Below are 13,582 nucleotides of genomic sequence, written 5' to 3' on the forward strand. Positions count from 1 at the left end.
CCACTGTCAACAAACATCATCGAACACTACCGCACCTGTACCCGTTTGCCCGCTGAAAGCGACCCTTCCAGCTCTTTTCTCAGCTCTTCCATAAACGCATCCACTTCCGCTTGGCTTTCCAGGTACACACCGCTATGCACGCGGCTGAGTACGTCGCTGACGCGTACCCTTGCCACGGGTTTGGGGGCATTGACTGCTGCTGGGGCTGTTGCGGTGTGGGGATCGTAAGTTTTATCTCTTGCCGCCGTGTGCCCTGCGGGCGGTTGGCTGCCTGGGGTGGCCGTCGGCGCGGTGGAGTCGCCTCCAGCAGGCGTAGGCACGGGCGGCTGCCGCTTGGCTACCTCAGCCTGGGCGTTGTGAAGCGCATCCAGGCTCTCTTCTTCTTGCTCAACGGCCGTTTCTGTTTGCAGTTGGTAGATCTGGGCGATGCTGACCGACTGATTGACCGACGCTTTGAGCTGCTGCAGCGGGTGCAACAAGCGGTTGCTGAGTTCGGCGTTGCCAATGCCACTTTTGGCAATTTCAGCGCTCACCTTGGCGATGCGCGTGTCGATACGGGCAATGGCGTGTTCGCGTTTTTCGGTGACCAAGCGGGTATTAATGTCATCCAACGTTCGCACCAGGCCATCTACTTTGTTCAACATGGCGTAGGGGGCATCGGCGCTATAAATGCACTCACACTCGGCCAGTGCCTGCTGGGCCTCGGGGTGTTTTTCTAGCTCCAGGTGGTTAACCCCAAACCTTACGCGCGCCTGTTCCAGCTGCTGCCAGGTGGTGAGCTGCTTGGTGAAGAAGTCGCTTAGGTCGCGGTAGTCTTCTTCTAAATCGAGCAGCGTCTCCTGCTGGCTGGCCACTGCTTTAAAGAAGTCGAAACTGTCGTCTAGGCGCAGTAGGCGCTCTACTTCCAGCAGCGAGCTTTCAATGGCTTTTCGCCCTGGGAAATTGCCCACATCGGTTTTGCTTTTGTACGCGTCTAGCTCCCGGCGCCAGCGAGATAAGCGATCCACATAGTAGCTGAATAGCTCTTTTTCGCTGGCGGGGCCTAGCTGGCCAAACAGGTCTTTGGTGAGGTTGCGGGCTTTGTTCAGCACTGCATCTTCAGTTTGGCGCTTTTTCTGAATGCGTACTTCACTGCGTCGGCGGGCGTTATTAAGCAGCTCGAAGGCTTCTTTACCGCTGAGCGCGGGGCCTGCGGTGTGGAAGGTCAAACGGCCAGCGGCGTGCAGGCGGCCTAGAATCAGCAGCGTTTCGCCTTCCGGCCAGCCGAAAGGTCGGTTGCTGAAACGTTCGATAAGCGGGTTAAGCGGCACGGGTTCGCCGCTGTGCAGCGAGATATACTGCTCCACCTCTTTTACTGCCTGGGCGTTGCCCTCCTCCCCGTCTAAGTTAAGGTTTTGCGTACCAATATCATCGGCTGTTAACACGGCTTGCAGTTCACGCATAGGCTCTGGGTTAAGCACCGTCAGCTGGCCCAGCTTGTTGTAGGTGTTTTCCAGCAGGTAGCGGCAGGCTTCATCCAGGCGGGTGCTTAGCTGGCTGCGGTTGAGTTCCAGCTTTTGGCCAAGCGCATAGGCGTCTGCATCTAATAGCATTTCTTCCAGACGAACACGTAGGCGTTTTTTACGCTCTTGGTTTTCCCGGCCACGGTCGGCCAGAATGCGCTCGACGCTGTGGTCGTTGGCCGATAGGTTCAAGCGGATGAACTTGTCGGTTTTTAACAGCGTGCGCAGTTCGTCGGTAAAGCGCTTATCGTCGGGCAGTTTAATCAGCACCTGTCCGCCGTTATCGCCGCTTTTGTGGATGCAGCCCGCTTCGCTTAGCTGTACGTACTCCACATCCAGCGGTGAGACCACCTCCACCCTTAGCTGGCTTTGATAGCGGCCATCCAGGGTGTGGCCATCCAGGTAGCGGCCAATGCCGTAGTCGGTTTTGTTGACCGGGTAGCGGTATTTGTTGCGGTCACGCAGCTGGTCTTTGAAGATCAGGCTGGAAAGCTCTTTGTTCTCGTCGCTGCTGGTGACTTCGGTTTGTTTGATCTTGCGGGTAATGTCGCGCTCTTCATTGGTGAGGAACTGGTATTCATCGCCATTACGCGTAATCAGGCTCTCTTTTTCTAGTCGCGCTAAGGTCGCGTCTAATTGCTCACGAATAGCAATTCGGTCGTCGTCAATTTGAGTCAGCGAGAGCGTGATGAGGTTGTCGACCGTGCCTTTGACGAGATCCACATAGCGGATCATAAACAGCGTGCGCAGCGTTTCGACATCAAACGCCTCTAACACGGGGTTTTCGCTGGCCTGGTCGATGGTGCGTTTTACGGCCGTATCAAGGAAGCCTTCTATCGCCGTATAAAAGCAGTGCATCGGCACCAGCGCGCCAATCGATTTTTCTTGCACGGCTTTGGCGGCCATGTGGAAAGCATCGAGCATTGAGCGCTCACCATAAGCGAGATGCGCGCCGGTGGCACCTACCTTGCGGATCTCTTCGAAGACTTTTTGTACCAGTTGGAAGTGGTACGGCACGAAGGGATAATTGGCGATAAAGCTATCCACGCCTTCAATGTTTTTCAGCGTGGGGCCGGAACGATCAAAGGTCAGCTGGTTACGCAGGATAGAGCCTTTGGCTTCAAACACACCTTCCAGCTCAGCGCGTGCCGGGTCGGTTTTCACCAGCAGGCGCTTGCGGATGACTTCGTCAGAGTTGGAACTTGAGAGCGATAAGCGGGTTTTGAAGCGTCCGGCGATCTTAGAGAAATCGTTGGCTTTTGAGGCGGTCATTTCGCCTAGCACTGCGTCCATATCCGCCTGAGACGTCACCACAATCCAAGCGCGACCACCGCAAATCGTGCCCAGGTTTTCGGTGAGCGTTTGCAGGGTGAGCATAAGGCGCGTGTCGCTGCCAATAAACTGGCCGACTTCGTCCACCATAAATACCATGCGCCGGGTGGATGATCGGGATTCCAAAAACTCTTTCACCCAGTGGCAGAAGTTTTCCACTGAAACACTAAAATTGGCTTCTGACTCTTCAAACCATTTATGGGCAGCTTCCGGGGAAAGCTCTAACGCAACGCTAATCGCTTGCTCGATGTCATCTTGGTAAAACTGATAGCCGTCCCGTTCCTCTTCCCACGCCATGCCGCTGGCGTCATTAAACGCCTGCTTGAAGGTCTCATACACACCGCGCTTCTCTAGGTGGCGCTCCATGTGGGCAATGTGCGGGTAATCCGAGCTAAAGCCTTGGTACTCGTTAAATACGCGCAGAAAGACGTTGAGGATGGGGTTGCCATCGTCGTTAGAGCTGGCCTTACTGTCGATGTTGAATAGCACCACATGGGCGGGTTCGCGTACCGCGTTGGTGATATCAGCCCGTATGGAGCTGTCCACCAGCTTCTGCTCATCAAAGAAATCCGCCGCCCGCTTGGCATGGCCGTTGGCATCAAAAGCTTCGGTGTTTTCAAGCAGATAAGAGAGCGTTTTCAAAAAGTGGGATTTACCCGACCCAAAGAAACCGCTAACCCAGACGCCTACCCGGTTAGCAATGGAGGGGTCGTCTAGCGGGGTGGTGTAGGATTCAAAAAAGGCGCGGAAGTGCTTTTCTAACTCATTGGTGACCACGTACTCATCTAGCTCTTGGTAGATGGTTTCCTGGTCACGCTGATCAGCCTTTACAACACCATTGATTGACCGGCTGAGCGGCTTGAGGAAAAGCTCTTGAATGCGCATATCAGTCCTGTAAATGTATAAGCCCTACAAACTTTTTAAAAATAGACTGTTACCTAAACCGCGAAGATCCCGCAGCTTGGTAACAGCAATTACCGTGTGAACGTAACACTCTGCACGGTTTGCTATCTGGTGCTCGTTTCCAGTGCTAGGGCACGAGCGCAAAAGCGCGATAGTAGTTATTGCTCTTAATCTGATTAAACAGGGTAAGCGTTTGCCCATCGTAGCGGCCTGGGTAAAACAGCACCAAGGGCTTATGCCCTAACGGGCCATGCAGAGCGTTCAGCAAACTATGCGCTCGTACCATTGGCCATAGGCTACCGACACCGGTTAATAGCACGATATCAGGATCATGCGACAAAGAATGTCGGATCAGATAAGGGGCGAACTTATCCATGTGCAGTGGCCCACGCAGCGCCTTAAGCAGCGCTGCATCGCCTTTGTTTTTCTGCATGGCAATGGCTTTATCAAGAAAGCCACGCTCAGTCAGATAGTCTTTGAGCACTTGAAGCAAGTTAACCTGCGCCACCTTGACATGGGCGTACTGGCGCGCCATTAACGAAGGAAGGAAGTTCAGATAGGCACGTACCTGAAGCTCGTGCTCTGGAGCGTAATCAAAAATCCAGAAGCCAATTTCGTTACCTAACCCTTGGCCTGCTAAAAAATCCGGCCGAGCGATTTTCTCGGCGACTTGGTTTAATCGTGCCCGAAGCTGGTCATCCTCATGGAACATAACGCTGGTAGGTGATAGGTGCTGCTCATTATGTGACATGCGGAGCGTCTCTATGTCGGGCTTGTTTTGGGCATATTGCGGGCAAGATTACGTTGCTTACAGTCATAGCCGCAAGGTCTACTTAGTTTTCATTAGTTCAATAATGAGTTTTTCCAACAGATAAATGCTTAGCGCAATTTTTGAAGACAATTTTGCAATCGGGTATGGCGGTGGGTTTCAAGCAGCATCTTCAGCTCGGGGCGGGGCAAGAAAGACTGAAGTCGACGCGATCGACTGGAATCCAATATGCCGACCTCTGTCAGCATCCGAAACACTACCTGACCCATTTTGCGCCTTGAGCTTTCTGCCCAGGTAGCAATCGCTGCATCGCGGTTAGCACGTTCGGCAAGAAACTCATCCCACTGATAGGACTGAAGCTTTTCAGACCGCGTTAAAAACGCATCGGCCACCACGCTTTCAAGAAACTCCACCATCAGCAGGTTGCGTGCCATGGCAGCACAAAACGATACCTGTGACGCTAGCTGATCGTCTCCATCGTGCAGGGCTTTCCAAAAAGAGGGTTCCAGTTTCTCTAAGCGTTTACGGATGGCCTGCGCTGCACGCTTGGCTGTCGCTGGGCGATTCTTCTGTAGCCGGTTTTCAACGATGATAGCTTGATGCCAGTGTGCTTCGTCTACCTCATCCAGCAATAGCGCTGCAACTGCACGGCTTTCACGCACCATCAATCCACCACCAATGAGGTCTGAGTTGTAGCTAAACGAAAGCGTCACAAGCAATTTACCATTTAAATTAAAATACGATAATGAAGAAGCCTCAGAAAAGAGTTCCTGACGAATGTCACCTATTTACTACCTAAAATCTAACCAAACAAAAACGGCCACTGTCGCAATTAGCTAAGTGACCGTTTTCTATGTTCTTGGTCGGAGCGACAGGATTCGAACCTGCGACCTTTGCAACCCCATTGCAACGCGCTACCAAGCTGCGCCACGCTCCGCTGTCTTTATTGGCTGCTACATATTTGCCTCAAGACGGTGCGTATACTAGCGGTTTCTTGCATAAATGAAAAGCCCTTATAGCGCTTTCTTTTCAAGTATTTGTCATTCATCAGCTTAACGCGATCCAGCCTTTCTCGTTAGTGTTGATCAGCGTCGAGCAGCAGATAGGCCATGGCGTCATAGACACCCGGCGCAGCGACCAGCAAGTGTTCTGGGTAGAGGTCTTCGGGTACCGATTTGGGCGGCTCATATAAGTGGCCTACCCGCGCCCCGGCTTCGCGTGCAATGACCCAGCCTGCGACAAAATCCCAGGGCGAGACGCTTTCGTAATACGCATCTAAGCGGCCACAGGCCACATCGCACAGATCGAGTGCCGCCGCGCCGTTACGGCGGATATCCTGGCATTCAATCAGCACCGCCTCTAACCGCTTTAAAAGGTGCTTGCGCCCTTCTTTGCGGTAGGGGAATCCCGTTCCTACCAGGGTGTGAGCCAGTGAATCAGCACGGCTAGGCTGGATGGCCTGGCCGTTGCAAAAAGCCCCACCGCCTTCTGCCGCGCTAAAGGTTTCGCCTAAAAACGGTGCGTGTACAACACCGACCTTAGCAATGCCCTCTTCCATCCAGCCTATTGATACCGCCACATGGCGCAACCCCTGCGCAAAGTTGACCGTGCCATCAATGGGATCCACTACCCAAAGCTGCGGCGCTTGCACATGCACAGCGCTCTCGGGGGCGAGCTCTTCACTCAGCCTTGCCTCACCAGGAAAATGCTCTTCAAGCCGCTGGCTAATGAGCTGATCAACCGCTACATCCACATCGGTAACGAGCTCATTGTCTTTTTTCAACCGTTGTGAAAAACCTTGCCGCTCCCGCGCCTGGATAATCATCTGCCCGGCTTCTTCGGCGATGGCAATGGCTCGCTCAAGACGTGCAGCTAATGTGTAGTCGCTCATTAAGTCTCCATTTAGAACGCCATGATGCTAAGAGCCTCTACCATAAGCCGCCGAGAGGTAATTTTCGAGTCGTGCCGACTTTCCATCATGCTTGTTAGCGCAAAACATCGACCAGAACATCCACCACAACGCGGGTGGCTGCTTCGATCAAGACAACATCAGCACCCACACGCTCCCATTCATAGCCTGGATATTGCGGTAACTGAGAGGCTAGCCGACCATCAAAGCGCTTGGCGATACCCGGCGGCAAAGGCTTACCACGCTCTAAATTACGCTGTATGCCCGGCGGCAATGCTTCGGCTCGCGGCGCATCATGCTGGCGCAATAGCTGGCGAAGTTCACGCTCGTTGATACGGGGTAAATCAACCCGGTCATCTCGTGTATTTCCAGGGCGGTGAAATTCATGATGCTGTCCCTTGTCACGAGCGCCATGAGCCGGGGCATGATCGGGTTGTGCAAAGGCGGCGCTATTGAGTAGCAGTGCGCCAAGCGTACTCAGAACAATCAATTTTATGGGGGTCACTGTAAGCTCCTCGTTTAAGTTCAGAACTAACAGTGTACCGGGTGATTAAGCAGGAAGTATGGAAATCAAAAAAGGGCTCTAAGGCCCTTTATGTATGATCTTTTAATTAGTCATCATTATCTAAACGGCATTCAGAAGGCAAGAATTTTGCCGGTATCTGACTGCCGCCTCCAGTACGGCATTCCCAATTGACCACTCCACCATCCACGCTAGCGGAAGGTTCAAATACTAGTGTCGCGTCCTGCAATTCAGTAACTACTGAATCACCTTTCATTGTTATAACGGTCACACCAGGCTCGCCAGGCGAAACATCAACACTGGCAACATATTTTCCTGCCATTTCGTCTGGCTCAGATAGCCCAGCCTGTTCGTTAGTAGCAGGAAACTCACCGCGTGTGATGTAGTACTCTGAAATAGCCGTTTTAGCTGGGGACATCAAGCTAATAGCTTCACTCACCTGCGCCCGCCCCACATAATTCTGATACTGCGGTACAGCGATAGACGCCAATACACCAATAATCGCGACCACGATCATCAGCTCAATCAGCGTAAAACCGCCCTGTTTCTTGCTGCGGGTATTGAGTTGTGCAGATTTCTGCATGAAGACATCTCCTACGGGGAAAGAGCAAGCTTTTCTAAGGAATGAGCTTCCTTAAAAAGAGTTAGCGTTAATAAGCGTTACACTAGCTTACGTGATGCTTTTTTACAACAGATTCTCTAAACGCTATCGGCTCAGCCATCTACTACTTGAGCAGTTTTGTATGACCAGTCATGTAGTGCCTGCAACCGCTAGTTTATGGTACAAGTAGTTCGCCTACGCCGATGTAAAACAGGTTTTTTGATGAGCCAACCCCCTTTTGAGTCGACCTTAAGCCACGCCGCTGCTCGTGGTGGCCTGCGCGGCATTGCTCAGCGCTTGGTGAAACACGGCTTGCTGACCGATGCCCAAGCCGCAACGGCGGAAACAACCGCGTCAGATCTGGAAATATCGCTACTTCAGCATGTCATCGAGAGCGGCTTGGTAGATGCCATCGAAGCCACCGTGGCGGCGGGTTGGGAGTATGGGCTTCCGGTCGTTGATTTAGAGGCGTTGCGCTTAAATACACTACCGCCTGCCGCTGATTACCCCATCAAGGTGCTGCAGAACCTTAACATTCTACCGTTAGCGCGCCATGGCCATCGCCTTACCGTTGCAGTGCCCTATCCCGCCACGTTAACGCAATTGGATGAATTACAGTTTGCTACGGGCCTTAGCGTTGAAGGCGTGCTCGCGCCTGTTGACCAAATTACAGTCGCACTGAATAACTACCTTGCGCAAAACGAACGCGGCATGCTCGATGAGCTTGATGATATTGACGATGCGGTAAGCTCACTGAACGTAGTACAAAATAGCGATGGTAACGAAGTCCCGCTTGAAGAGTCCTCGCAAAATAGCGAGGACGCTCCCATCGTTAAGTTTGTTAATAAGATATTGTTAGATGCCATTCGCCGTGGCGCGTCTGATATCCACTTCGAGCCCTACGAAACACTCTATCGGGTGCGCTTTCGTGTGGACGGCATGCTGATAGAAGTGGCACGCCCCCCCTTTGCCATGCGCAACCGCATTGCAGCCCGCCTGAAAATCATGGCTCGCCTTGATATTTCGGAGCGCCGCCTACCACAAGATGGCGCGATCAAACTCAAGTTATCACGCACCCGCTCGCTTGATTTTCGCGTTAACTCATTGCCGACTGTTTATGGCGAAAAGCTGGTGCTCAGGATTTTAGATCCTACCGCCGCTCAGTTAGGTATTGAGCAGCTGGGCTTCACCGATGAGCAGCGTAGCCACTACGAGCAGGCATTGAAGCAGCCCCAAGGTATGATTCTGGTCACCGGTCCGACCGGTAGCGGTAAAACGGTTTCGCTCTATACCGGCATCAATATTCTGAACAAAATTGAGCGCAATATTTGTACCGCCGAAGACCCGGTTGAAATCAAAGTAGCGGGTATCAACCAGGTGAACGTATTGCCTAAAATCGGCCTCGATTTTGCTAGTGCGTTAAGGGCGTTTCTACGCCAAGACCCTGATGTAGTGATGGTGGGGGAGATTCGTGACCTTGAAACGGCTGAAATTGCCGTTAAGGCCGCGCAAACGGGCCACTTAGTGCTATCTACCGTACACACCAACTCTGCTGCTGAAACACTCACACGCTTGGCTAATATGGGTGTTTCCTCGTTTAACATTGCTAGCGCCGTTAGTTTGATTATTGCCCAACGGCTAGCTCGTAAACTTTGCAAGCATTGCAAGGAACCTATTGATATCCCTCATGAAGCGCTACGTAAAGAGGGGTTTAATAATGATGAAATACAGCAAGCGAGTATCTATAAGCCAGTAGGTTGCAAACACTGCACTCAAGGCTATAAAGGCCGCATTGGCATTTATGAAGTGGTGCCCATTACTGACGCGATGAACCAGTTAATTATGCGCGACGCTAATGCATTAGATATTGATCATCAGGCACGTAAAGAGGGTTATCCCAGCCTTCGGCGCAGTGGTTTGTTGAAAGTCATGCAGGGCATTACCAGCCTGGAAGAGGTTAACCGAGTGAGCAAGGAGTAAGGCATGGCTAAAACGGCACGTCGACGCCCAACGCCCGCCATCAAACTATCGCGCTGGAAATGGGTAGGTAAAGGTCCTCAAGATAGGCCGCTAAGCGGCGAAATGATTGGCCGCAGCAAAGCTGAAGTAGCGGCTGAGCTTGCCAAGCAGAACATCGTTATCCGGCGCATTTCTAAAAAGGGCAACCTGGGCGGCAGCGGTCGTATTAATCCTAATGATGTCATGGTCTTTGCGCGCCAAATGGCCACCATGATTCGAGCGGGCATCCCCTTACTACAAGCGCTGCAAGTAGTGGCCGAAAGCCTAAAAAAACCCGCCATGGTTGCTCTCGTACAGCATATGATGAGCGATGTGTCGTCGGGTTCTAGTTTCTCCGACGCTCTACGCCGCCATCCCAAACACTTTGACCGGCTGTTTGTTAATCTGGTTAATGCTGGTGAGCAGTCAGGTGCGCTCGATCAGATGCTTGATCGTGTTGCGACTTATAAAGAGAAAGTAGAGTCGCTCAAAGCACGGGTAAAGAAAGCGCTTTGGTACCCTACTGCCGTTATGACCATTGGCATCGCGGTGACTATGCTCTTGTTAATCAAAGTGGTGCCTGAATTTGAAAGCATGTTTCAGAGCTTCGGCGCGGAGCTTCCCGCACTTACCCAGATGACCGTGAATTTGTCCGAGCTTGCCCAGCGCTATTGGCTTGTGGCGCTGGGGGCGGTGATTGGCGCGGTACTACTGCTCAAATTTAGCATTCAGCGTTCTGCTAAGGTCGCTTACCGCATGCACGCCTTACTGCTTCGCTTACCGGTAATCGGCGATATTATGCATAAATCTGCTATTGCTCGCTTCTCGCGTACATTAGCTACCACCTTTGCCTCAGGCGTGCCGTTAGTCGAGGGCTTAGATACTGCCGCCGGGGCCACAGGTAATAAAGTATACGAACGCGCGGTGATTCAAACGCGCCAAGACGTGGCGACCGGGCAGCAATTGCATTTCGCTATGCGGATGACTAACCGCTTCCCTCCTCTGGCGATCCAGATGGTTAGTATCGGCGAAGAGGCGGGCTCGCTGGATGCCATGTTGAACCGCGTCGCCGATTATTACGAAGAAGAGGTCGACAATAAAGTCGATGCACTCACTTCGCTAATGGAGCCCGTTATTATCGTGGTACTGGGCGTGCTGGTCGGCGGCGTTGTTGTCTCGATGTATCTACCTATCTTCGACTTAGGGTCTGCACTCTAAGCCTCAAACTGCCAATAACGCTACGTTTAAGAAACCTAAGGAGCTACATGCACCACCCTCCGCTTATCGTGTGGTTTATCGTTTTACTTTTAGGGCTCTGTTTAGGCAGTTTTCTTAATGTTGTTATCACGCGCCTACCGGTCATGCTGATGCGCCATTGGCGCCGTGAGGCGCGTGCAGCGCTTGAACTGGATGACGAACACTCGCCACGCTTCAATTTGGCCACACCAGGCTCTCTGTGCCCTCGCTGCGAAACCCCGATCGCCTGGCACGACAACCTACCGCTGATTGGCTGGATTAAACGCCGCGGGCGGTGTGCAGAGTGTCAAACGAGCATCAGCCTCCAATATCCGCTGGTGGAAATGGCCGGTGGCCTACTGGCATTAGCGGTACTGGCACTCCATGGCCTCACTGCAGAGTCATTGTTTATTTACGGGGCCTGCTTGATGCTGTTAGCACTCGCCGTGATCGATTTTCGCACCCAGTTATTGCCGGATGTCATTACGCTCCCGCTGCTATGGTCAGGCTTACTTTTTCAGCTACTCTTTCAGCCGTTTATGCTCCCCGATGCCGTTATTGGTGTGATGGTGGGCTATCTTTCTCTATGGAGTTTTTATTGGCTGTTCAAACTCGTCACCGGTAAAGAGGGCATGGGCTTTGGCGACTTTAAGCTGCTGGCAGCATTAGGCGCCTGGTTAGGCTGGGGATTTTTACCGCTTATCTTGATACTTTCCGCAGGGCTTGGCGCGGTAGTTGGTTTGACTGCTCAGGCCTGCGCGCCTCGCTTACGTGGTAAACCGCTACCCTTTGGACCTTTTCTTGCCCTCGCTGGTTGGGTAGCGTTATTAGTTGGCGATGAGCTAATGGCGCTATATCTCAGTCTGCTTATATAACGTTTAATTATCGTTATTTTGGCTATTAAAGCTGAGCTAGTGAAATTGGGCTATTAAAAACCGAGCTATTAAAAACCTAGCTAAGTGAGGCAGCAGATGATTATCGGATTAACCGGTGGCATTGGGTCGGGCAAATCGACTGTTGCGCGCGCCTTTGAAACGCTCGGTGCTGCCTCGGTCGATGCTGATGATGTCGCCAGAGAAATCGTTCTACCTGGCGAACCGGCACTATTAGCCATTAAAAACCGCTTCGGTGATCAGGTCATGCATCAGGATGGCACGCTTAACCGCGTGGTCCTACGCGATATTATTTTTAAAGATCCAGAGCAGCGACTATGGCTAGAATCAGTCACACACCCCAAAATAAGAGAACGGCTATTGCAACACTTAGCGCAGCTTAAAACACAAGGCGCGCCTTATGTGCTACTGGTATCACCGCTGCTATTTGAGTCGGGCCAAAATTCGCTAGCCAACCGAGCGGTCGTTGTCGATGTACCACAAGCGCTACAATTATCGAGAACCCAGCAACGCGATGGGGTGAGCGAAAGCCAAGTGCATGCTATTCTCGCCGCCCAGCTTTCCCGCGAACAACGACTAGCACAAGCAGATGACGTGATAGATAACAGCGGTGACCATGCCAGCATGATGGAGCAAGTGGTGCGGCTGGATCAACGCTACCGTCAGCTGCTTAACGACTGAGATATCGCCCCTGTTAACGCAATTGGAGTTTTTATGGTTCGCCCTGCAAACGATTCCCCGCTTGAAGTTAGTTGCCCTCAGTGCGCTAAGCGCGTGCCTTGGCTACCTGAGAGCACCTATCGGCCTTTCTGCAGCAAACGCTGCCAACTGTTAGATTTAGGTGCGTGGGCCGATGAGTCGCACCGTATATCGGGCGAATCGGCGATGGATGAAGCTGATATTGAAACACTGTTGGCGCAAGCCGATAAGGATGCGCCGCTCTCATAACGCACCAAGCAACCAACGTTTTAAGTCCCGCAATCCACATGGCTACAACAATGCCTGATCAATCATCGCCCTCGGCCTATCATCTGCTGCTTCAGCTGGAGCAGCAGTTTGACTATTTAGTTGACATGATTGAGACCGCTGTTTCGCTTTTTGAACGGCAGCAACCGGCATCGTGGGTCTTTCATCAAGCAACACCCTCTCGCCACTGGCTACGCGAAGCGCTTTTCGATATGTGGCATGAACAAGATCAGGATGGCCGCGAAACGCGAAATTACATTGCCATTGTGGCTGCTAATGATGAATTACTGACAGCGATAGACGCCGTTAATCAAGCCAAAAAAAGTTTTGCTGAGCTGCTGCAACATATTAAACAGGCTTTTCCACAAACCTTGAGTGACGCCAAAAGCCGCCTGCCACAACGCCATCCCTATGTTGATGAAGCGTTACGGCGCAATGGGCTTGCCCGCCTGCACCTCAAGCAGAGTTGGCGTCAACTGCCCATCGCACAAGCGCCCGTGTCACGGGTTCGCTTTGCGTGGTATAGCAGTGGTCGCTCTATAAAGCGGTTGACCGTTCAAGAGGCTGAGCAAAAGCTTTTAAAGCTTGATACCGATGCACCGCATATCCGTATTCAACTACGCAAACTAGCAGGCATCCCAAGCGGCGAAGTGCTCGCCCAGGTGCAAACGCAGGCTCCCCTTATGCGGGCAAATCTATTTTTTACCGAGCCACTCGATGATGGCCATACAAGGCGAGCACTGAATGCGGCCATGCCGATCTTCGTGCCAGACAATAACCAGCGGCTGCCACACATAAACCTGCCCGCTTTACAGCCCCCCACCACTCGCACACGGGCACGAAGGCGCGATGAAAAGCTTGAGCCAGATGTATTTCTGCCGAGTTTGCGCGTTTACCGCTACCGTTAGCACTACCACACGTAGGATATTGTAGAGGTGCTAACTACTTAG

The 13,582-nt window shown here is 52.3% G+C and carries 12 protein-coding genes and 1 tRNA gene; 6 read left to right on the plus strand and 7 right to left on the minus strand.

All coding sequences use genetic code 11. The features are described from left to right. Nucleotides 1-26: 26 nt before the first annotated feature. From brxC to V8L70_RS05295, 7 genes are all read right to left on the minus strand, one after another. Nucleotides 27-3,719: a BREX system P-loop protein BrxC gene (gene brxC / locus V8L70_RS05265; protein WP_101147206.1), complete on the minus strand. Its 3,693-nt coding sequence runs from the start codon at nucleotides 3,717-3,719 to the stop codon at nucleotides 27-29. Between the two features lie 145 nt (nucleotides 3,720-3,864). Continuing rightward, a complete protein-coding gene (locus V8L70_RS05270) occupies nucleotides 3,865-4,488 on the minus strand; it encodes a DUF1788 domain-containing protein (protein WP_198556115.1) in 624 nt (207 codons plus the stop codon). A gap of 128 nt (nucleotides 4,489-4,616) precedes the next feature. Beyond that, nucleotides 4,617-5,219 (minus strand): DUF1819 family protein, encoded by a 603-nt coding sequence (locus V8L70_RS05275; protein WP_035586310.1) that lies wholly within the window; start codon nucleotides 5,217-5,219, stop codon nucleotides 4,617-4,619. 147 nt (nucleotides 5,220-5,366) lie between these two features. After that, a tRNA-Pro gene (locus V8L70_RS05280) sits at nucleotides 5,367-5,443 on the minus strand. 138 nt (nucleotides 5,444-5,581) lie between these two features. Continuing rightward, nucleotides 5,582-6,397 (minus strand): inositol monophosphatase family protein, encoded by an 816-nt coding sequence (locus V8L70_RS05285; RefSeq protein WP_336269020.1) that lies wholly within the window; start codon nucleotides 6,395-6,397, stop codon nucleotides 5,582-5,584. Nucleotides 6,398-6,491: 94 nt separating this feature from the next. Further along, on the minus strand, nucleotides 6,492-6,920 hold the full coding sequence (locus V8L70_RS05290) for an anti-virulence regulator CigR family protein (protein ID WP_336269021.1): 429 nt from the start codon (nucleotides 6,918-6,920) through the stop codon (nucleotides 6,492-6,494). Nucleotides 6,921-7,026: 106 nt separating this feature from the next. After that, entirely contained in the window at nucleotides 7,027-7,521 is a 495-nt protein-coding gene (locus V8L70_RS05295; RefSeq protein ID WP_336269022.1) for a pilin, read from the minus strand. Between the two features lie 240 nt (nucleotides 7,522-7,761). On the opposite strand from V8L70_RS05295, the gene pilB reads away from it, so the two are divergent. From pilB to V8L70_RS05325, 6 genes are all read left to right on the plus strand, one after another. Then, nucleotides 7,762-9,519 carry a type IV-A pilus assembly ATPase PilB gene (gene pilB, locus V8L70_RS05300; RefSeq protein WP_336269023.1) on the plus strand — a complete coding sequence of 586 codons (1,758 nt, stop codon included), beginning with the start codon at nucleotides 7,762-7,764 and terminating at the stop codon, nucleotides 9,517-9,519. Between the two features lie 3 nt (nucleotides 9,520-9,522). Beyond that, nucleotides 9,523-10,755, plus strand: coding sequence for a type II secretion system F family protein (locus V8L70_RS05305; protein WP_336269024.1), 1,233 nt, complete (start codon nucleotides 9,523-9,525; stop codon nucleotides 10,753-10,755). Nucleotides 10,756-10,802: 47 nt separating this feature from the next. After that, nucleotides 10,803-11,648, plus strand: a complete 846-nt coding sequence (locus tag V8L70_RS05310) for a prepilin peptidase (RefSeq protein ID WP_336269025.1) — start codon at nucleotides 10,803-10,805, stop codon at nucleotides 11,646-11,648. 96 nt (nucleotides 11,649-11,744) lie between these two features. After that, nucleotides 11,745-12,347 (plus strand): dephospho-CoA kinase, encoded by a 603-nt coding sequence (gene coaE / locus V8L70_RS05315; RefSeq protein ID WP_336269026.1) that lies wholly within the window; start codon nucleotides 11,745-11,747, stop codon nucleotides 12,345-12,347. Between the two features lie 33 nt (nucleotides 12,348-12,380). Then, nucleotides 12,381-12,614, plus strand: coding sequence for a DNA gyrase inhibitor YacG (gene yacG, locus V8L70_RS05320; RefSeq protein WP_008956862.1), 234 nt, complete (start codon nucleotides 12,381-12,383; stop codon nucleotides 12,612-12,614). 50 nt (nucleotides 12,615-12,664) lie between these two features. Beyond that, nucleotides 12,665-13,540, plus strand: coding sequence for a DNA replication terminus site-binding protein (locus V8L70_RS05325; RefSeq protein ID WP_336269027.1), 876 nt, complete (start codon nucleotides 12,665-12,667; stop codon nucleotides 13,538-13,540). The last annotated feature ends 42 nt before the right edge of the window (nucleotides 13,541-13,582 follow it).

Origin of the sequence: Vreelandella arctica (assembly GCF_037070215.1) — a bacterium.
GTDB classification, from domain to species: Bacteria; Pseudomonadota; Gammaproteobacteria; order Pseudomonadales; family Halomonadaceae; genus Vreelandella; species Vreelandella arctica.